Origin of the sequence: Frateuria sp. Soil773 (assembly GCF_001428405.1) — a bacterium.
Classification (GTDB): Bacteria; Pseudomonadota; Gammaproteobacteria; order Xanthomonadales; family Rhodanobacteraceae; genus LMSL01.
Window position 1 is genome coordinate 1 of sequence record NZ_LMSL01000032.1, and the last position, 18,853, is coordinate 18,853.

17 protein-coding genes are annotated in these 18,853 nt (G+C 70.1%); 8 read left to right on the forward strand and 9 right to left on the reverse strand.

What is annotated here, in order from left to right; all coding sequences use genetic code 11:
• Positions 1-214: 214 nt before the first annotated feature.
• Positions 215-1,345, forward strand: a complete 1,131-nt coding sequence (dapE, locus tag ASG87_RS09755) for a succinyl-diaminopimelate desuccinylase (RefSeq protein ID WP_056004444.1) — start codon at positions 215-217, stop codon at positions 1,343-1,345.
• Positions 1,346-1,504: 159 nt separating this feature from the next.
• Positions 1,505-2,497 carry an alpha/beta fold hydrolase gene (locus ASG87_RS09760; protein WP_056004447.1) on the forward strand — a complete coding sequence of 331 codons (993 nt, stop codon included), beginning with the start codon at positions 1,505-1,507 and terminating at the stop codon, positions 2,495-2,497.
• 174 nt (positions 2,498-2,671) lie between these two features.
• On the opposite strand, the gene ASG87_RS09765 is transcribed toward ASG87_RS09760, so the two are convergent.
• The gene (locus ASG87_RS09765) at positions 2,672-3,532 is read right to left on the reverse strand and encodes a helix-turn-helix transcriptional regulator (RefSeq protein ID WP_082582879.1); all 861 of its coding nucleotides are present in this window, start codon (positions 3,530-3,532) and stop codon (positions 2,672-2,674) included.
• Between the two features lie 247 nt (positions 3,533-3,779).
• Here ASG87_RS09765 and ASG87_RS09770 point away from each other — a divergent pair, with 247 nt between their 5' ends.
• Together ASG87_RS09770 and ASG87_RS09775 are read left to right on the forward strand one after the other, a co-directional pair.
• A complete protein-coding gene (locus ASG87_RS09770) occupies positions 3,780-4,178 on the forward strand; it encodes a DUF3224 domain-containing protein (RefSeq protein WP_056004450.1) in 399 nt (132 codons plus the stop codon).
• Positions 4,179-4,394: 216 nt separating this feature from the next.
• Positions 4,395-5,063 (forward strand): Type 1 glutamine amidotransferase-like domain-containing protein, encoded by a 669-nt coding sequence (locus ASG87_RS09775; RefSeq protein WP_056004481.1) that lies wholly within the window; start codon positions 4,395-4,397, stop codon positions 5,061-5,063.
• A 344-nt stretch (positions 5,064-5,407) separates the two neighbouring features.
• Here the strand turns inward: ASG87_RS09775 and ASG87_RS09780 are convergent, their stop codons facing one another.
• Positions 5,408-7,813, reverse strand: coding sequence for a penicillin acylase family protein (locus ASG87_RS09780; protein ID WP_056004454.1), 2,406 nt, complete (start codon positions 7,811-7,813; stop codon positions 5,408-5,410).
• Entirely contained in the window at positions 7,810-8,568 is a 759-nt protein-coding gene (locus tag ASG87_RS09785) for a phosphodiester glycosidase family protein (RefSeq protein WP_235499614.1), read from the reverse strand. Before ASG87_RS09785 ends, ASG87_RS09780 begins: the two co-directional genes overlap by 4 nt.
• Before the next feature lie 195 nt (positions 8,569-8,763).
• On the opposite strand from ASG87_RS09785, the gene ASG87_RS09790 reads away from it, so the two are divergent.
• Together ASG87_RS09790 and ASG87_RS09795 are read left to right on the forward strand one after the other, a co-directional pair.
• A complete protein-coding gene (locus tag ASG87_RS09790; protein WP_056004457.1) occupies positions 8,764-9,261 on the forward strand; it encodes an 8-oxo-dGTP diphosphatase in 498 nt (165 codons plus the stop codon).
• The gene (locus tag ASG87_RS09795; protein ID WP_056004460.1) at positions 9,258-9,665 is read left to right on the forward strand and encodes an NUDIX domain-containing protein; all 408 of its coding nucleotides are present in this window, start codon (positions 9,258-9,260) and stop codon (positions 9,663-9,665) included. Before ASG87_RS09790 ends, ASG87_RS09795 begins: the two co-directional genes overlap by 4 nt.
• Positions 9,666-9,713: 48 nt before the next feature.
• Here the strand turns inward: ASG87_RS09795 and ASG87_RS09800 are convergent, their stop codons facing one another.
• Together ASG87_RS09800 and ASG87_RS20490 are read right to left on the reverse strand one after the other, a co-directional pair.
• Positions 9,714-9,950 (reverse strand): helix-turn-helix transcriptional regulator, encoded by a 237-nt coding sequence (locus tag ASG87_RS09800; protein WP_056004463.1) that lies wholly within the window; start codon positions 9,948-9,950, stop codon positions 9,714-9,716.
• Between the two features lie 7 nt (positions 9,951-9,957).
• Complete coding sequence (locus ASG87_RS20490; RefSeq protein ID WP_056004466.1) at positions 9,958-10,449, reverse strand: DUF2975 domain-containing protein; 492 nt, start codon at positions 10,447-10,449, stop codon at positions 9,958-9,960.
• Between the two features lie 76 nt (positions 10,450-10,525).
• Between ASG87_RS20490 and ASG87_RS09810 the strand changes: the two genes are divergently transcribed.
• A complete protein-coding gene (locus ASG87_RS09810) occupies positions 10,526-11,911 on the forward strand; it encodes a pepsin/retropepsin-like aspartic protease family protein (protein ID WP_082582881.1) in 1,386 nt (461 codons plus the stop codon).
• 154 nt (positions 11,912-12,065) lie between these two features.
• Here ASG87_RS09810 and ASG87_RS09815 read toward each other — a convergent pair whose 3' ends face one another.
• The 4 genes from ASG87_RS09815 to ASG87_RS09830 form a co-directional block, all read right to left on the reverse strand.
• Complete coding sequence (locus tag ASG87_RS09815) at positions 12,066-13,481, reverse strand: pitrilysin family protein (protein ID WP_056004471.1); 1,416 nt, start codon at positions 13,479-13,481, stop codon at positions 12,066-12,068.
• 8 nt (positions 13,482-13,489) lie between these two features.
• On the reverse strand, positions 13,490-14,872 hold the full coding sequence (locus ASG87_RS09820; protein ID WP_056004473.1) for a pitrilysin family protein: 1,383 nt from the start codon (positions 14,870-14,872) through the stop codon (positions 13,490-13,492).
• A gap of 296 nt (positions 14,873-15,168) precedes the next feature.
• Entirely contained in the window at positions 15,169-15,945 is a 777-nt protein-coding gene (locus ASG87_RS09825) for a biotin/lipoate A/B protein ligase family protein (RefSeq protein ID WP_056004475.1), read from the reverse strand.
• Positions 15,942-16,232, reverse strand: a complete 291-nt coding sequence (locus ASG87_RS09830) for a hypothetical protein (RefSeq protein ID WP_056004477.1) — start codon at positions 16,230-16,232, stop codon at positions 15,942-15,944. The genes ASG87_RS09825 and ASG87_RS09830 overlap by 4 nt, the downstream gene beginning before the upstream one ends.
• A gap of 160 nt (positions 16,233-16,392) precedes the next feature.
• Here ASG87_RS09830 and ASG87_RS09835 point away from each other — a divergent pair, with 160 nt between their 5' ends.
• A complete protein-coding gene (locus tag ASG87_RS09835; RefSeq protein ID WP_162258349.1) occupies positions 16,393-18,609 on the forward strand; it encodes a DUF6531 domain-containing protein in 2,217 nt (738 codons plus the stop codon).
• The last annotated feature ends 244 nt before the right edge of the window (positions 18,610-18,853 follow it).

The following is an 18,853-nucleotide window of genomic DNA, read 5'->3' on the forward strand; positions in this document are numbered from 1 at the left end:
CTGGGATAGCTTTTTCTCATCCTCCCAGTTTCGGGCAACGCGCGAAGATTTTGAACAGGCTCTGAGAAACTGGTCGCGGCTCGTGCTTCCCCGGGTCTGCGCGAACCTGGTTTCCCGATGCTGGACGCCGGAATCGCGCTCCGGTTCCAGCGGCCCGCCGCCCGCCGCGCTTGCTATGCTGCGGCGCCGATCCGCCGATGCCCTGCGAGCTGCCATGTCCGACGTACTCGACCTCACCTGCGAGCTGATCCGCCGCCGCTCGGTCACGCCGGACGACGCCGGCTGCCAGGCGCTGCTGGGCGAACGGCTGGCGCGCGCCGGATTCGCCGTGCGGCACCTGCGCCACGGCGCGGTCGACAACCTGTGGGCGACGCACGGGCAAGGCGGCCCCACGCTCGCGTTCCTCGGCCATACCGACGTGGTGCCGAGCGGCCCGGAGGCGGCGTGGCGCAGCCCGCCGTTCGAGCCATCCATCCGCGATGGCCGTCTATACGGCCGAGGCGCCGCCGACATGAAGGGCTCGGTGGCGGCGATGGCGGTGGCGCTGGAGCGGTTCGTGGCGGCGAACCCGGGCCATCCGGGCCGGGTCGGCCTGCTGCTGACCAGCGACGAGGAAGGCCCGGACAACCTCGACGGCATCCGCAAGGTGATGGCGCAATTCAAGGCCGAGGGCGAGCGCATCGACTGGTGCGTGGTGGGCGAGCCTTCGTCGAGGGCGCGGCTGGGCGACCTGATCCGGGTAGGGCGGCGCGGCTCGCTGTCCGGCACGCTGACGGTGCGCGGCGTGCAGGGCCACGTGGCGTATCCGGAAAAGGCGCTCAATCCCATCCACGCCTTCGCGCCGGCCCTGGCGGAGCTGGCCGCCGAGCGCTGGGACGAGGGCAACGGCGATTTCCCGCCCACCTCGTTCCAGGTCTCCAACCTCAACGCGGGCACCGGCGCCAACAACGTGATTCCCGGCGAGCTGGTCGCGCTGGTCAATTTCCGCTACTGCACGGCCAGCCGCGCGGACGACCTGCGCGCGCGCGCCGAGGCGATCCTGCGCCGGCACGGCCTGGATTTCTCCCTCGACTGGAACCTCTCCGGCGAACCGTTCCTGACGCCCCCGGGCGGCGTGCTGCGCGACGCGGTGGTCGCCGTATGCCGCGAGCTGTGCGGCACCGAGCCCGAGCAGAGCACCGGCGGCGGCACCTCGGACGGCCGCTTCGTCGCCCCGACCGGCGCCGAAGTGGTGGAACTGGGCCCGGTCAACGCCACCATCCACAAGGTGGACGAGTGCGTGGAGGTGGCCGACCTGGAGCGGTTGCCGATGCTGTATCAGGCGATCTGTGCCCGCCTGCTGTAGCCGAAGCGGCATCCGGCATATCCATTGGGTCGCATGGCGCCTGGCGGAACAGATGGCGCGGCATGCGCGGGGTTTGGCATCGGCGTTTCGCCGGTGAGCGAAGGATAGGGAGCGACGCAGGCTCACCATTGGGACATCCCCGATGCAGAGACCGCCCGCATGCCCGTACTGTCCGTCCTTGGCCTGGCATCCGCCCTGGCCGCGTTGCCCGCCATCACGACCGACCTGCCGGTTCCGCACGAACCGGCGCAGCACGTCGCCCTGCACTGCATCGCTCCGGCGCACCCCAACGGCGAGAGCGTGCTGTTCGTGCATGGCGCGAGTTTTCCCGCCATGCTGGCCTTCGGCTTCGAGTTCGGGCCGGGCGATTCGTGGATGGGGTTCATGGCGCGGCGGGGGTTCCTGGCCTGCGGGCTGGATTTCCTGGGCTTCGGCGCATCCAGCCGGCCCGCGGCGATGCAGGCGGCGGCCGCGGGTGCGGGGCCGGTCACGCGGGCGCCGGCGGCGGCGCGGCAGATCGCGCTGGCGGTCGATTACCTGCGCACGCAGCGGCACATGGCGACGGTCCACCTGGTCGCCCATTCGTGGGGCACCATTCCCGCGGCGACCTATGCGGCAGGGCATCCCGGTGCGCTGCGCTCGCTCACCCTGTTCGGCCCGGTGGTGCCGCGCGCGCAGGCGGGGGCGGTTTCCGGGCGCATGGCGTGGTGGGGCATCACGGCGCAGGAGCGCTACCGGCAATTGCGCTTCGCCGACGTGCTGCCGCCCGGCATGGTCCTGCTCGAACCGGCGGTGGGGAAGGCGTGGACGGCCGCGTTCGAGGCATCGGCACCCCGCGTGCCGGGCGATCCGCCGGGCGAGCTGCGCATTCCGGCCGGGCCGGTCGCGGACATCGAGGCGGCCGAGCGCGGCAGCTATCCCTATGCCGCCGGCGACATCAAGGCGCCCGTCTTCGTGGTGTACGGCGATTACGACACCGTGGTCGACGACGCCGGTGCGGCGGCCTTCCTGGCGAGGTTCACCGGCAGCACGCTCCGGTGGCGGCTGCGCATCGACTACGGCACGCACGTGATGCACCTGGAGCGCGAGCGCCATTCGCTGTACGAAAGCGTGTGGGCCTTTCTCCGGGCGGCGGGAAGTCGCACGCCATGAACGGCTATGCCAGGCATCGGCAGGCTGGCATAGCCGCCCCTGCCGTCGGGATGCCCGAAGCCGGATGACCTGGCGCCTGGGATGGGCAGGCAGTGGATCGGCCGGCGGCGGGGCACCGCGTCCGGCGATCGCGGCGCGCCGCAGCGCTACGAGCCGGGCCGGCGCGCGGCGGGATCAACGCGCAGCGGATCGAGGCTTCGGGCGGGATGCCCGTGCGAGTTCCTGCATGGCCGCGGTGTTTTCGGCGCGCATGTAGTCCGCCGGCGAACGGCCCACCAGCGCACGGAAGTCGCGGATGAAGTGGGCCTGGTCGAAATAACCCAACTCCAGCGCCAGGCCGGTCCATGCGATCGGCTTGCCCGCCTGCAGCTGCGCGACGGCCTCGTGCAGGCGATAGCGGCCGATCACCCACTTGGGACCGACGCCGACGTAGTGGCGGAACAGCCGCTGCAGCGCGCGCACGCCCAGGCCGTGGCGCGAGGCCACGCGCTCCACGGTGGTCAGGCTGCGGTCGGCGACGAGGTCGGCCACCAGCGCGCCGATGCGTTCGACCTCGGGGTCCGGCGCGGGTCGGTGGCGCAGCAGCATTCGCTCTGCGACGGCAGCCATGGCGTCGATGTCCGGGCAGGCGAGGATGTCGCGCGCGAAGCGTTCCTCGCCGGCGCCGAACGCCTCCGTCATGCGCATCGAGCGATTCAGCAGCGTGGACACCGGCGCGCGCAGGAACGGCTGGAAGGCGCCGGCCCTGAACTTGATGCCGAACACGCGATCCTGGCCGGCCAGCACGCGGGTGAAGCGGCCGGTGTGCACGCCGTAGACGTCGGCCCGCCCGGATTCGACCACCAGGTGCACGTTCGGATGCGGCAGCGTTTCCTGGGTCTGCGGCGGCAGGCCGCGCAGGTCCCAGCCGACCTGCCAGTAGTGCTCGACCAGCCCCGCCAACGCGGGCGACGGCGCGCGGCGATCGTGCTGGAAAGCGCCCGCGCCGAGCCGTTGGCGCAGCACGCCGCGCGGCTTTCCGGTCGGCGCCGTCATGGACGTGCGGGCCGGCAGGCGCAGGATCGTCGCGTTTTTCCAATCATCGATGCGGCACCTGGGGCACTCTTGCTGCGGGCGGCGCGCGGTGCGCCGCCGTTGGATGATAGAGGAGCGCGGCGTGGCCGTCCGATACCGTTCCCGAGGCGCGGTCATGGCGGCCTTCGCTCTCGCGGCTGTCGTGCCTGGCGCATCGCGTGCCGACGACGCCGTTCCTTCCGCACCCGTTTCAAAGGAGACAACGATCGTGCATGCCAGTGGACCGTTCGAAGTGAAGCAGACGCCGCAAGCCGCAAGCGGCGGCATCGAGGCGGCCAATCTCGGCCGGATGACCATCGACAAGCAGTTCCACGGCGACCTGGAGGCGCACAGCCTCGGCGAGATGCTCGCGGCAGGCACCGACATGCCCGGTTCGGCCGGCTACGTGGCTATCGAGCGCGTCACCGGCCGGCTGCACGGCCGCGAGGGCAGCTTCGTCCTGCAGCACAGCGCGACCATGCGCCGCGGCACGCCCGCGCTCAGCATCGTGGTGGTACCCGATTCGGGCACCGGCGAGCTGGTCGGGCTGGCCGGCACGATGGACATCCAGATCGAGGGCGGCAAGCACGCGTACACGTTCGACTACACGTTGGACGGCGCGCCCTAGGGCGCGTTTGGGCAGCGGGGTTCGCGGCCAGTCGGTTGATGGTTGCGATCTGCACGGCGACCTCGCGGCGGATGGCCAGCCCTCGCGGGTTGATGCGTGCACTTGTACGAGTCGGTGCACCGTGATTGACTCGTCCGCCGAAGAAGCCGGCAGCGTTCAAAGGCTTCCACGCCTCGCCGTGGCCGGTTCCGGCCCCCGATGGACAAGGATGGCGCGATGAAGCTTCTCCTCACCTCCGGCGGCGTCAGCAACCGGAGCATCCGCGACGCCCTCGTCGACATGTTGGGTAAACCCATCGCCGAATCCACCGCCTTGTGCATCCCCACCGCGATGTACGGCATGCTGCCCAGGACCGCGGTGATGACGTGGCGGCAGATCGCGGGGCAGACGCCCACGCCCATGGTCGAACTGGGATGGAAGTCCGTGGGAATGCTCGAATTGACTGCGCTGCCCAGCCTCGACAAGGAGAACTGGATTCCCTTGGTCCGGGAGACCGATGCCCTGTTGGTGTGCGGAGGCGACGTCATGTATCTGCACCACTGGATGCGCGAGTCCGGCCTGGCGGATCTGCTCCCGTCGCTCGGCGAGACGGTCTACGTGGGACTGAGCGCCGGCAGCATGGTGATGGCCCCGCACGTCGGTGAGGAGTTCGTGGGCTGGAAGCCGGCCGCCGGCGGCGACCGCGCGCTGGGCATGGTCGGTTTCTCGATCTTCCCGCATCTGGACAATGCCATGTGCCCGGAGAACACCATGGCCGACGCCGAGAAGTGGGCCGCGCGCGTGCCGGTGCCGGGGTACGCGGTAGACGACGAGACGGCCATCAAGGTGGTGGACGGTGTCGTCGAGGTCGTATCCGAGGGGCACTGGAAGTTCTTCGAGCGCTAGAACGCGGAGTCGCAGCCAGTCGTCGATGGCTGCGATGTGCATGGTGGCTCCGAAGCGGATGGCGAGGTTGTCGCAGCGCGTGGCCACCGCGCGATGGTCAACGGCAGCAACGGTTCCGGCACCGGCCATTGGACATCGGGGGACCGAAACGGGCGTCGGTAGGCATCGTCTGCATCCGGGGTCTATCGTGGGGTGGCAGTCGTCTTGGTCGACGAGCCACCTGCCGGAGACCTCGCGTATGCGTATGCCGCGATGCGCCCCGCGGCCACATCGCGACCGGGCCGGTCTTCGCGGGCTTCTCGAACGTGCCCTGGGCGCTGCGCCGGACGGCGCGGCACGGGCGCTCAGGGTTCGAGCGTCAGCGTGTGCCGGGCCGGCCCCGGCAGCAGCGGGGTCGGGCGTCCGTTCACCCAGTCCTCGTGGCCGGCACCGAAGTAGGGCGACAGCGGGTTGTCACTCTGTCCGCCGGGCATTTCCAGGATGGCTTCGGCCTCGTGGCCGGGCGCGACGTCGAGTCGCTCCGAGGCGCCGAAACCGGGCGCGGCGACGCGCGGCATGTCGCGGTCGCCGGGCAGCGGTTCGTCGGGCATGTCGAGGAAGTGTGCGAGGAAGCCGGGCAGGGCACGGGCCAGCGGGTGGTTGACCGCGCTGCGGTTGTATTCGCCCCACCGGCGCGCGGCGAGCCCGCCGGGCTGGGTGCCCAGCTCGGCGACGAGCCGGCGCGCGGCGTCGAGCAGCAAGGCGTTCCAGTCCTTGTAGCGCGGATCGAGCAGGTTCGCCGGACGGTCGCGCAGCATCGCCCATACCGCCGCTTCCGATGCGCTGGACGTCGGCCACATGAAATCGGCATGTCGCTGCTTCACCCGCGCGGCGAACGGCGCCAGCACGGCCAGTTGCACCTGTTCGCGGAATGCGCGCACCAGCCGGTAATCGACGCTGTCCACGGCGGCGCGATTGCGCCATGGCGCGGTGAGGTTGCGCAGTTCGATCAGGGCCGGATCCTGCGTGCCGGCCAGGGTGTCCTGCAGCAGGCGCTGCCAGCGGGTGAGCAGCACGGCGCGGTTGTCCAACTGGATGTCGAGCAGGTTGCCGGGCGTGAAGCTGCCGCGCGCGCGCAGGCCGTCGCGGATCTGCTGCGCGCGCGCGCCGAGGTCGTGGCCGCCGTTGCCGAGCAGGGCCAGCGCGGCGCCGTCGACGGTGCGGTTGTTGGCGGTCCACAGGCGGCCGTCGGCCGGATCGACGATGCGCGGGTACTGCGCGGCCGAAGCCCAGCCGAGCCAGCCGCTGCCCGGCAGCGACCAGTCGGCCGGCAGCAGCGGGTCGAAGCCGCCGCGCAGCGGGATGCTGTTGCCGGCGATGGTCCAGCCGATATGCCCGTCGCGGTCGGCCACCAGCAGGTTCTGCGGCGGCATGCCGAGGGTCGGCGCGAGGTCCAGCGCGGCGGCGACGCCGGCAGCGTGCTCCAGTTGCATCACGCCGAGGTTGTAGGCGCGCGGCAGGTCGCCGATCCAGGCCAGCGCCAGCGGCGTGCCGTCGGTGTCCTTCGCCAGGATCGGTCCCCAGCGGGTGCCTTCCACCGTGAGCCGGTAATCGGGCTGGCCCTTCACCCGGATGCGTTCGTCGTGGCGCTCGATCGCGGCCCAGCCGCCGGGCACCTTGTAGCGCCCGGCATCGGCCGGATCGCGCTGCACGCGCACCCAGTCCTGCCAGTCGCCGTAGCTGTTGGTGAAGCCCCAGGCGACCTGGCCGTTGGAACCGACGACCAGCGCGGGCGTGCCGGGCAGGCTGACGCCGCTGGCGTCGCGGCGGCCGTTGGGCGCCGCGGGATCGGCATAGCGCAGCCGCACGCGGAACCAGATGTTGGGGACGCGCAGGCCCAGGTGCATGTCGTTGGCCAGCATCGCCGCGCCGGTCTCGGTGAGCGCACCGGCGACCGCGAAGCTGTTGCTGCCCGGGCGGCGCGCGTCGAGCGCGGGAGCCAGCACGGCGGCCAGCGCGGCCGGCCGGGCCGCGGGCGCGGCCGGACGCAGGTCGAACACGTCGGCGCCCGGCACCACCGGCGGCCGCGACAGCTGGCCGCTGAGCGGCGCTTCCCAGTCCGGGTCGGGCGCGAGCAGGAAGTCCACCAGCGATTGCGGCAGCGTCGCGCGCATCTGCGCCATGTGCAGCTCGCGTTCGTTGCGGCCGTCGCCGTTGAGGTCCAGGTACATCGCGGCGATGATCAGGAAGCTGTCTTCCGACCGCCACGGCTGCGGCTCGGTGCCGAGCAGGAAGTATTCCCACGGCTTCAGGCGCAGGTCCGCCAGGCCGGCGTTGACGCCGTCGCGGTAGCGGTCGAGGACGTGCCGCTGTTCCGGCGGCAGTTGCGCGTACGCCGCCTCGGCGACGGCGCGCAGGCGATGCCGGCGGTGGACGATGTCGGTGTCCAGCGCGGCCTTGCCGACCAGCTCGGCCAGTTCGCCGGCGGCCAGCCGGCGCATCAGGTCCATCGCGAAATAGCGTTCCTGCGCGTGCGCGAAGCCGAGCGCGTAGGTGACGTCGTCGCGGCTGCCGCCCTCGACGGTGAGCGTGCCCAGCGCGTCGCGTTCGAGGCCGACGCTGCCGTGCAGCCCGGCCGCGTGCAGGCGGCCGTCGAGCCGGGCGCGGCCGCCGGCGAGCAGGAAGCCCGCGCCGGCCAGCGCCGCGAGCAGCAGCACCGCCGCGCCGAGCAGCAGGGCGCGGCGCCAGCGCCAGCGTCGGGCCGCCGTCATCGCGGCGCGAACACGGCGAAGATGCCCGCGTAGGGCTTGACCATGAAGGCCGGCGCGCCGGCGTAGCCGCTGCCGTCGAGGTAGAACTGCGAAATGGTGCCGTCCAGGTACAGCGCGTCGCGGCAGCCCAGCTCGTCGCGGAACAGCCGCGCGAAGGTGTGGAAGTTCACCGGCGCCTCGCTGACCGCGAACACCACGGTGGTGGGCGTTTTCGCGCAGACGCCGCTGCGCCACTTCAGGCTGCCCGAGTCGCCGACGAAGGCGTCGTTGAGCCGGCCGCCGATCACCAGCATCGGCCCCGACTGCGTCGCCCACTGCGCGGCCCGTCCCTCGGCCTTGAAGTCGGTGCTGGTGCGCACCGCCGCGCGGCCGTCCGGGTAGACCGCGAACACGCCGTTCGGCAGCAGCGAGAAATTACCCGAGGCGGGATTGCCGTGGGCCATGTTCAGCGGCACCAGCACCTTGCCGTTTTCCACGTACAGGCCGAGCGGGGCGAACTTGTGGTCGTAGATGCCGGCATTGGCGGCGAACAGCAACTGCCTGCCCTGCGCCTCGCCCCATTGGCGCAGCGTGTTGATGTCGCCGTAGGGCTGGCCGCTGGCCGGATCGCGCCAATGCAGGGTGAGCGGCTCGCGCTTCAGGTCGATGCTGACCACGCGGTAGGTCTGTCCCTCGAAGGCGTGCTCGCGGCTGTCCACGGCCTGCGCCTGGCGCGCGCAGCCGGCCACGAGCGCCACCATCAGGGCCGCCAGCATCAGCGGCGCCAGCAGCAGGGACAGGGCAGGGCATCGGAACCGGGACGACGGACGGAAGCGGGCAGGCAAGCGCATGTCCCGATGGTCGCCGTCCCGGTGCGGCTCGCGCAAGTCCGCCCGCGCGGAATGTTCAGCCGGGCGCAGCCGCGGCCGGGCGCCGGCGCTAGACTCGGCGTTTTGCCGCGCGCGAAGCCCATGTCCAGCTCTCCCTACTGCCCCATCGTCGCCACGCTCGGCTACGTGCTGTCGCCGGACCGCTCGCAGGTGCTGATGATCCACCGCAACGCGCGGCCGGACGACCTGCACCTGGGCAAGTACAACGGGCTCGGCGGCAAGATGGAGCCGGGCGAGGACATCGCCGCCTGCATGCGCCGCGAGATCCGCGAGGAGGCCGGCATCGAGTGCGAGTCGATGCAGTTGCGCGGCACGCTGAACTGGCCGGGCTTCGGCAAGCACGGCGAGGACTGGCTCGGCTTCATCTTCGTGATCGACCGCTACCGCGGCGAGCCGCACGGCGGCAACCACGAGGGCACGCTGGAGTGGGTGCCGCGCGACAGGCTGATGGAGCTGCCGATGTGGGAGGGCGACCGCCACTTCCTGCCGCTGGTGTTCGACGGCGACCCGCGCCCGTTCCACGGCGTCATGCCCTACAAGGACGGCCGCATGCAGTCTTGGTCGTACAGCCGGCTGTGAGCGAAGGGGCGAAGCTCATCCGCATTGTCGCCGCGGTGATCCGCGACGGCGACGGCCGCAGCCTGCTGGTGCGCAAGCGTGGCGCGCAGGTGTTCCAGCAGCCGGGCGGCAAGCGCGACCGCGGCGACGCGGACGATCTGGCCACGCTGGCGCGCGAGCTGCGCGAGGAATTGGGCTGCGAACTTCTCGCCGCGTCGGCGCGGCTGCTGTGCCATTGCAGCGCGCCGGCCGCGAACGAGCCGGACCACGTGGTCGAGGCGGCCGTCTACGTCGTGCAGGTGCGCGGCGCGGTCGCGCCGCAGGCGGAGATCGAGGAGCTGCGCTGGGTCGATCCGGCTGAGCCGGGCGAATTGCCGATCGCCCGGCTCAGCCGCGAGCACATCATGCCGCTGCTGCGCGGCTGACCCGCTTGCCCGGCATGGCGGACGGTCCGGTTCGCCGGTAGCGCCGGATCATTCCTCGCCGCCGCCGTCCGCGGCTTCGTCGTCGGGCACGTAGGCGAGCAGGTCGCCCGGCTGGCAGCCGAGGAATTCGCAGATCCTGCCCAGCGTCTCGAAGCGCACGCCGCGCACGCGCCCGGACTTGAGCAGCGACAGGTTGGATTCGGTGATGCCCACGAACTGGGCCAGTTCGCGCGAGCGCGCCTTGCGCAGCGCGAGCATCACATCGAGGCGGACGACGATGGCCATCGGCGCCTCAGACGATCGAGCGGCTGTCGTCTTCGAGGCGGGCCGCCTCGTCGAGCAGCCGCGCTACCAGGAAGAACACCGCCGCGGGCAGCAGGGCCAGCAGGTCGCCGCCGTCGAACGCCAGGCGGACCGCGTGCTGGCCTTCGCGCCAGGCCGCGGCGAGGGTGGCGAGCGGCGGCAGCGCCACGCGCAGCGCGGCGGCCAGCGCGAGCAGGCCGGCGAACCGGCGGAAGTGGCGGATCGCCGCCGCGGAGAACGGCTGCCCCGCTTCCACCCGCCCGAGCATGCGCGCCAGTTCGGCCAGCGCGCCGGCGCTCGCCGCCGCCACGGCCAGGGCGATGCCGGCGGCCCAGGCATGCGGCAGGCCATCGGTGGAGAGCGTGGCGGCCACCGCGGACGACGCATCCGGCGGCGCCAGCACGGCCAGCGCGGTAACGGCGACACAGGCGGCGGCTCCCGCCCAGGCTACGAGGCGCAGGACACGGGCGATGCGGGTCACGCTTTCGATTGTTGTTGATCGCATAAAATTTTCTGTATTACGATAAATTCTGTTCACTAAACAGGATGACTCTACCATGCTGAGCCCGCTTGCCCGTCCAGCGCGCCGCCGTACCGCCCACGCCTTGGCAGGCCTGGCCCTGCTGCTGGCCGTCGCCCAGGCGGTCGCCGCCCCGATACGGCCGGTGCCGGCGCCGTCCGACGCGGCGGTGGAGGCCATGCTGGCCGCGCCTGCGGACGAAATCTTCGCGCTGGAAGCCGCGCTGCCGCAGATCCGCGAACCTTCCCTGGCGCTGCTGGCCCAGGCGCGCCTGGCGGCGGCACGGCTGGACGCCGCGCAGGCGCGCCGCCTGGTGGACCGCTTCCTTGCCGGCGGCGAGCGCAGCCCGCGCCAACGCGCACTGGCCTGGGGCATCGCCGCCGACGCCGCCTTCGCAACGGGCGACTATGCGCGGGCGGCGAAGGCGGCGCGCCAATGGCAGGCGGCGCTCGCGCAGGCCGGCAGCGGCAAGGCGGAGCAGGAAGGCGCCGCGCAGACCGCCGCAGTGGCCGCGCAACTGGCCGCGGCGCCGGCGCAGAGGGTGGTGTCGTACCGGCCGCGGCCCGAGCCGGTGCACAGGGACAAGGTGGGCCTGCCGCGCTCGACGGTGACGATCGGCGGCATCGCGCAGGAAGCAGTGCTGGATACCGGCGCCAATCTCTCGGTGGTGTCGCTGTCGGCCGCGCGCCGGCTGGGGCTGCGCCTGCAAGGGGGCGCAGCCAGCGTGGGCAGCGCCAGCCGCGCCGCGGTGGCGACGCGGCTGGGCGTGGCCGATACGCTGCGTTTCGCCGGCCTTACCCTGCGCAATGTGGCCTTCCTGGTGCTGGACGACGAGCAACTGGCCATGCCGGTGCCGGGCGGCTACCGCATCGACGCGATCCTCGGCTTTCCCGTGCTGCGCGAGCTGCGGCGCTTCCGCATCACCGCCGCCGGCCGGCTGGAGCCGTCGCTGCCGGACGCGCCGATGCCCGGCGCGGCCCCGGGCAACCTGCGCCTGATCGGCAACGACCTGTTCGTGCAGGCCGAGGTCGGCGGGCAGCCGGCGGCCATGCACCTGGACAGCGGCGGCGCGCGCTCGTCGCTGTCGGCGACGTTCGCCCGCCGCCATGCCGACCTGCTGAAAGGCCTGCGGCAGCGCCGCGAACACGTGGCCGGCGCCGGCGGCGCGGTGGAACGCAGCGCGGCGACCTGGCCCGGCGCACGCGTGCGCATAGGCAGCCACGAAACCGTGCTGGCCGGGCTCGCGGTGGAACTGGCCGGCGGCACGGGAGCGTCGCCCAGCGTGCTCGGCGAGGACGTGCTGGGCGCCTTCGACTGGTGGTCGGTCGACTTCGCGCGCATGGAACTGGAGTTCGGTCCGGCGAGGACGAGGGCGAAGCATGCGCCGGCGGTGCCGTCGGCCGGTACGTCGTACGCCGATTGAAGAAAGCGGGGCCGTATTCGGCCATCGGACGGGCCGGCCGCTTGCCCTTGCGCGAAGCTTGCGGATGGTCTTCCAGGTGGCCGACCCGCGGTTTTCAAGGATGGATGCGGCGGGACGAAGACGGCGCCGCGGCAAGGCCGCGGCGCCGCCGGCCTCAGGGCTTGAATACCTGGAACGCCCCGTACGGCTTCAACTGCGCATCGATCGCCTTGGGGTCGCCGACGATCACGATGTTCTGGTCCTTCGCGGCGAAATACTTCCGCCCCATCGCCTGCACCTGCGCGGCGGTGACCTTGTTCGCGTCGGCCACGTAGCTGCCGAGAAAATCCGGCGTCAGGCCATTGACCCAGTAGCCGGCGAGGGTGCCGGTAAGCGCGCCCTGGATCTGGTTGCGCAGCAGGTAGATGCCGCCGACCAGGCGCTTGGCGCCGGTGAGCTCCTCGTCGCTGGGCGCCTGGCTGGCCATGCTGCCGTAGAGCTTGCCCAGTTCGCTCAGCGTCGCGCCGGTGACCTCGTTGCGCACGTCGACCACCGACACGGTGTAGCCGCCGACACGCTGGGCGGTCAGCCGGGTCCTGGGGCTGTAGGAATAGCCCTTGTCCTCGCGGATGTCCTGGATGAGCCGGCTGGTGAAGCCGCCGCCGAGGATGGTGTTCGCCACGCTCAGCGGGACGTAGTCGGCATCCTTCATCGGCACGGCGGGGCGGCCGTAGCGGATGTTGCTCTGCACGGCGCCGGCGCGGGGCACGATCAGGCGCTGCGGCGCCGCCGTGCGTGGCGCGGCGGGAGTATCCGTCACCGCGGTGCCGGCGGCCTTCCAGCCGCCGAACCGCTGTTCGGCCAGGCGGAACGCCTCGCCGGCGTCGATGCGGCCGACGATCACCAGCAGGGCGCGGTCCGGGCGGAAGCGCGCATCGTGCAGCGCACGCAGGGCGTCGGGCGTGGCGGCCTGCACGCTGGCCTCGTCCAGGGCGTCGCGCGCATACGGGTGGTTGCCGTAGGCGGCATGGCCGAAGGCGCGCTGCGCCTGCCAGTCCGGGTCGGATTCCTGCACCTTCAGCTCCTGCTGCGCATTGGCCTGCGCCAGGCTGACTTCCTTGGCGGGGAAGCTGGGATGCAGCGCGGTGTCGGCGACCAGTTCGAGCAGGCGGGACGCGTGCGAGGCCAGCGCGCTGGCGCGGATGCCGATCGCATCCGCGTCGGCGTCGGCGCCGTAGTCGCCGCCGATCGCCTGCAACGCCTCGGCGATGTCACGCGAGTTGCGGCTGGCGGTTCCCTCGTTGAGCAGGCGCGCCATCATCCGTGACAGCGCCGGCGTGGCGGCGGGATCCGCCGCGGTGCCGCCGAGCACGGCCAGCGCCACGTTGACCTTGGGCAGGCCGTCGCGCGGCACCACCCAGACGGTGAGGCCGTTGGGCAGGGTGCGCCGGGCGACCTCGGGCGTGGGCAGCGGCTTGTCCGGGCCGTAGGCGGGCAGGTCCTTCGGCAGCGCCGTGCCGGCCTGCGCGGCGCCGGCCAGGGCCACGCCCAGGGCGAGTGCGAGCGTCTTGAACGTCGTGTTCGTCTTCATGGCGGTCCTCACTTGGCGGGTGCCTTGGCGGCAGGGGCGGCGGCAGCCGGGCGGCGCACGATCACGCTGCGGTTGGCGTCGGTGAGATAGGTGCGGGCGACGCGCTTGAGGTCGTCCGAGGTCACCGCCTCGATCCAGCCGGGCACCTGGTTGGCCACGCCGGCGTCGCCCCACAGCGTCTGCAGCTTGGCCAGCGTGTCGGCGCGGTTGATGAAGGACTCCAGCCCGCCGTACCAGTCCGCCAGCATCTTGGTCTTCACGCGGGCGAGGGTGGCGTCGTCGACGCCGTCGCTGGCGACCTTGCCGATTTCCTGGTTGATCGCGTCCAGCACCTGGCCGGGCGCGGCGTTGGGCTTGTACAGCGCGAACAGCCCCAGCAGGGTCGGCCCGGCGTAGTCGCTGCCGTCGCCGAGCGGGAAGTTCACGCCGCCCTGGATGTTGAGCAGCAGTTCGCGCCCCTTCACCAGGCCCTGGTAGAAACGCGAGGCGTCGTCGCCGACCAGCAACTGCGACAGCACCATCATCGGCACCTGGTCCTTGCTGCCGCGCGCGGGCATCTTCCAGCCGATCGCCAGCGCGGGCACCTTGGCCAGCGTGTCGGTCTGCTCGGCATGGCGCGGCTTGGCATTCAGCGGCTCGGAGACATCCGGCCGCTGCGGCAGCGCACGCGAGGGCAGCTTGCCGAAATACTGCTGCGCCAGCGCGAACGCCTGCTCGGGCGTGACGTCGCCGGCGATGCCGAGCACCGCGTTGGCCGGCTGGTAGTAGGTGTCGTGGAAGGCCTTCACGTCGGCGACGGTGGCGTGGTCCAGGTCCTTGAACGAGCCGTAGCCATCGTGGTTGTTGGCCCACTTGTCGAATGCGAGGCGGTTGAGGTCGGTCCAGAAGAACAGGCCGTAGGGCTGGTTCTTCACGTTGACGCGGATCTCCTCCTTCACCACGTTCTGCTGGTTGGCGAGGTTCTTCGCGCTGAAGTCGAGCGACTTCATGCGGTCGGCCTCCATCCACAGGATCGGCGCCAGCGCCGAGGACGGCGCGGAGGAAATGTAGTTGGTGTAGTCGGCGCGCGTGGAGCCGTTGAAGATGCCGCCGCCGCCCTGGATCACCCGCTCGAAGCTGCCCTTCGGCGCGTCCGGCGTGCCTTCGAACATCAGGTGCTCGAACAGGTGGGCGAAGCCGGTGCGGTTCTGCGGCTCCAGCCGCATGCCGACGTGGTAGACCATGCTGATGCCGACGGTGGGCGAGCTGCGGTCCTCGGAGACCACCACGGTGAGCCCGTTGTCGAGCTTCTTCACCGCGACGGGTAGTTTCCAGGTGTCGGTGTCGGCGGCGTTCGCCGCAAAGGCCATGCAGAGTCCGGCAAGCAGCACGGACGTTCTAAGGGCACGCATCCAGCTCTCCTTGTCAACGCGAAGGGAAGCACGATCCTGCTTTGATCGACGGGCGCCCACAAGTGACGAATGGGAGAGGGGTTGGGAGAGGGATGGGGCGATGGATGGGATAGTCGCGTACCGCGGGAACGCCTCTGTGCGGAAACCTGGCGGCCATCCGGACGAGGCGTGGTTCGCGCGCCGCTACCGCTGTGCCGGTGGGGCGGGTTCAGTCGGGATTGCCGGGGAGGATCGGCATCGCCGCGACGGAAACCGATGCCGCCGAAGCCACGCGGCCCTTCGCGGAACGGGAGTGGTCACGGAACGTCGCCGGTCCACGCCGCGCTCGAGAACTTGTCCCGCGCCAGCGCCTCGGCCTGCAGCAGTTCGCTAGCGCGCAGGCTGTCGTCGGCCAGCCCGTGGAGCCGGCGGAAGGTGGCGACCATGTGCGCGATGATCGCCTCGCGCGCCAGGCCGGTCTGGCTGCGCAGCGGGTCCACTCGCTTGGCCGCGCTCTGCGTGCCCTTGTCCGACAGCTTCTCGCGGCCGATGCGCAGCACGTCCAGCATCTTCGCCGCGTCGATGTCGTAGGCCATGGTGACGTGGTGCAGCACCGCGCCGCCGCGATGCGCCTGCGCCGCGCCGGCGATCTTGCCGCCTTCGGAGGTGATGTCGTTGAGCGGCTGGTACCACGCCTTGATGCCAAGCTCGCCCAGCGCCCGCAGCACCCATTCGTCCATGAACGCATAGGCCTGCTGGAACGACAGCCCCTGGATCAGCGACAGCGGCGCGTAGATCGAATAGGTGATGGTGTTGCCCGGCTCGATGAACATCGCGCCGCCGCCGCTGACCCGGCGCACCACCTCGATGCCGTGCCGCTGCGCAGCTTCCGCATCCACCTCGTTGCGCAGCGACTGGAAGCGCCCGATCACCACCGCCGGCGCGGCCCACTCCCAGATGCGCAAGGTGGGCGGGCGCCGCCCGGCGCCGACCTCGTGCACCAGCGCTTCGTCCAGCGCCATGTGCAGGGCAGGCGCTTGCGGTGCGGTGTGGATCAGGTGCCAGCCGTGGTCGCGCCAGTCGGTGCGGCTCATGCGGCGCGCTCCCCGTGCAGGGCGCGCTGCACCGCCACCGCGACCGCCTCCGGCGAGATGCCGTACATCGTCGCGTGCGCGGGCAGGGCTTCGCGTATTGCATCGGCCAGTTCGTCGGCCGTGGCGGAGGCCGGTCTTCCTTCCAGCGCGGCATTGATGGCGCGCAATGCGTCGTCCGGTTCCAGAAAGAAGTCGCCGCTCAACTGCACCCCGGCAAGGCGACCCTCGCGCACCGCCAGGTCGATCACGATCAGCTTGCCGCCAGGCATCTTGTATTCGCCGTGCATGCTTGTCCGATGGGGTTCGTGTGGAGAGGCGTGTGCTCAGGGCGAGTATATCGGGAGGGCGCGCAAGAAATTTTGTTGCCTGCCTCCTTGGGTTCATCCTAGAGTGATATGGACTGCTGGAAATGCAGATGTCCAGTGGATGGAACAGGGGAACATAGGAATGTTGAAGGGTTTTCTGGCGGCCGTAGCCGCCTTACTGCTTTGCCAGTTTTCCATGCCCGCGCACGCGGTGATGCAGCACTTGCAGAAGTGCACCCAGATCACTATCTGGTGGAGCGATGGCTCGGTCACCCCCACGGTCAACTGCTCAGACGTTGCCTATGACGATGGTCTTCCTCCTTTACGTCCAGGCCGGGAGCCTATCGACGTAGGCCCTGTCAAGAAGCCCAAGGTACCCAGGGATCTGGATGACGGCACCGTGGCCAATGCTGGCGATCATCCCGACAAGCCCAACCCCGACCCCAAGTCCCCCTGCGACCGTCGAGGGAATCCGGTGGTTTTCTCCACCGGAAACAAGGTAGAGAGTGAAGTGGACTTCGTCAGCCGCGGCGCCATGCCGTTGGCGCTGACACGCACTTACAACTATTTCTGGAATGGCATCGGCCTCTTCGGCCGGCGCTGGCTCAGCGACTACGATTTCAAGCTCCTGCTCACCACGGACGACCCGTCGTCGCCGTGCTACACGCGTCCGGGTAACACGACGTGCGATCCGAGCGGAAAGCCGATCTGGGCTCAACGCCCCGATGGCCGCAGAATCAAGTTCAACTACGCCACTTCGCCGGCGCCGGGCTGGTACGAAGACAAGCCGTCGCCGATCGCCAAGATCCTCAAGTCCGGGAGCAACTATGTGCTCTACAGCGAGGACCACACGGTCGAGACCTACGATGCCTCAGGCTTCCCGGTCACCGTCAAGAACCGGCAGAACATCGGGTGGACCTTCCAGTACGGCACAGGCCATTACCTGTCCAGGGTGACGCACAGCTCCGGTCGACACGTCGATTTCACCTGGTCGAACGGGCTACTTACCCAGGTCACGGACCCGGCCGGAAACGCCTACCAGTACAGCTACAAGACGCTGTCGGTGACCGCGTCGAACTCCTTGCGCGCCGGACAAGTGAGCGCGGCGAACGTCGACGCGCGACTGATGATGTTGCCGCCGATCGACCCAGGCCGCGACGACCCGCCGCCGACCCCGCCGAGTTCCACCAATACCTCCATGGTCGCCCTGCTGACCGATGCGGTGCAGCCAGGTAGCGCTCCGACGCACACCACCTATCTCTACGAAGACAGCCGGTACCAGACCGCGTTGACCGGCAAGACCATCAATGGGGTTCGCTACTCCTGGTTTACCTACGACGACCATGGGCGCGTCACCGAAACCAAGCACGCCAATGGGGTGGAGCGTTACCAGTTCGCCTACGAACTTGACGCAGGCGGCAATGTCCACAAGACGACCATTACCAATCCCCTTACCAAGGTGACGACCTATACCTTCGATGCCGATGGCAACCAGGTGATGGTGGAAGGCGTACAGTCGACGAACTGCCCGTCGACGATCAAGGCCAGTCACTACGACGCGAATGGCTATCTGGATTCCGCCGCCGACTTCCGTGGAAACATCACCACCTACGATTTCGACGCCAAGGGCCAGTTACAGCAGACGGTGGAGAACGCTGGAGCCACGGATGCCAGCCAGCAGCGCACCATCAGCTACGCGTGGGATACCGACAACCGCAAGACCAGGGAAACCGTGGTTGGCGACCATGAAATCCGCTACGCCTATGGCACTGATGGCCGCCTGGCCTCGGTCTCCGTCCAGAACCTCTCCAGCAAGGTCGCGGCAAGCCAGGGGCAGACGCGCACGACGACCTATGCCTATACGACCTGGCCCAACGGCTTGTTGGCGTCGATGGTGATCGACGGCCCTTTGGCTGGCACTGGCGATGCGATCACCGTCACCTACTCGCAAACCGGCGATGTGTTGACCGTCAAGAACAGCCTCGGGCAAACGACGACCAGCGAAGGCCACAACGACCTCGGCCAACCCCGTTTCGTCACGGGGCCGAACGGCGACAAGAGCGGCTATCTCTACGATGCCCGCGGCCGTGTGATCGACATGCAGACGTACCGCGACGGCACCACGCAGCACACCTACTACGAGTACGACGGTTTCGGCCGGCTCTCGAAGGTGACGCGGCCGGACGGGCAGTACCACGCCTACCAGTACGACGTCGCAGGCCGCCTGGTGTCCGAGTACGAGCCTGAAGCAGGTGGCACCTTTGAGCAGAAGGTTTATACCTACAACGCAATGTCCTTGCCGACGTCGGTCACCACCCAGAGGGTATTCCGCGAACCACAGCGTGGAACCGTGCCTTGAGGCCAGACGTGAAGGCGGTTTGAAAGCATTGCCGTTTCGAGCGCGGCATGGGCATCGGGTTGGATATTCAGCGACAGAGCGCTCCTCGTCTTTCGAGTGAGTGCAGGGGGAAAGCATGGGAGCAGGGACGAGGATGGGTGGATTCGCGCAGCGGGCAGGCTCGTTGCTGTGCCTGTGGTGTGTGGCGGTGGTGTGGTCCACGGCCACCTGGGCCGGAACCGGGCCGGTCAAGGCGGACCCGAAG

Coding starts and splice junctions, on each gene's coding strand:
- dapE (WP_056004444.1), top strand. CDS start 215: ATGTCCGACGTACTCGACCTCACCTGCGAGCTGATCCGCCGCCGCTCG.
- ASG87_RS09760 (WP_056004447.1), top strand. CDS start 1,505: ATGCCCGTACTGTCCGTCCTTGGCCTGGCATCCGCCCTGGCCGCGTTG.
- ASG87_RS09765 (WP_082582879.1), bottom strand. CDS start 3,532: ATGACGGCGCCGACCGGAAAGCCGCGCGGCGTGCTGCGCCAACGGCTC.
- ASG87_RS09775 (WP_056004481.1), top strand. CDS start 4,395: ATGAAGCTTCTCCTCACCTCCGGCGGCGTCAGCAACCGGAGCATCCGC.
- ASG87_RS09780 (WP_056004454.1), bottom strand. CDS start 7,813: ATGACGGCGGCCCGACGCTGGCGCTGGCGCCGCGCCCTGCTGCTCGGC.
- ASG87_RS09785 (WP_235499614.1), bottom strand. CDS start 8,568: ATGCTGGCGGCCCTGATGGTGGCGCTCGTGGCCGGCTGCGCGCGCCAG.
- ASG87_RS09790 (WP_056004457.1), top strand. CDS start 8,764: ATGTCCAGCTCTCCCTACTGCCCCATCGTCGCCACGCTCGGCTACGTG.
- ASG87_RS09800 (WP_056004463.1), bottom strand. CDS start 9,950: ATGGCCATCGTCGTCCGCCTCGATGTGATGCTCGCGCTGCGCAAGGCG.
- ASG87_RS09810 (WP_082582881.1), top strand. CDS start 10,526: ATGCTGAGCCCGCTTGCCCGTCCAGCGCGCCGCCGTACCGCCCACGCC.
- ASG87_RS09815 (WP_056004471.1), bottom strand. CDS start 13,481: ATGAAGACGAACACGACGTTCAAGACGCTCGCACTCGCCCTGGGCGTG.
- ASG87_RS09820 (WP_056004473.1), bottom strand. CDS start 14,872: ATGCGTGCCCTTAGAACGTCCGTGCTGCTTGCCGGACTCTGCATGGCC.
- ASG87_RS09825 (WP_056004475.1), bottom strand. CDS start 15,945: ATGAGCCGCACCGACTGGCGCGACCACGGCTGGCACCTGATCCACACC.
- ASG87_RS09830 (WP_056004477.1), bottom strand. CDS start 16,232: ATGCACGGCGAATACAAGATGCCTGGCGGCAAGCTGATCGTGATCGAC.
- ASG87_RS09835 (WP_162258349.1), top strand. CDS start 16,393: ATGTTGAAGGGTTTTCTGGCGGCCGTAGCCGCCTTACTGCTTTGCCAG.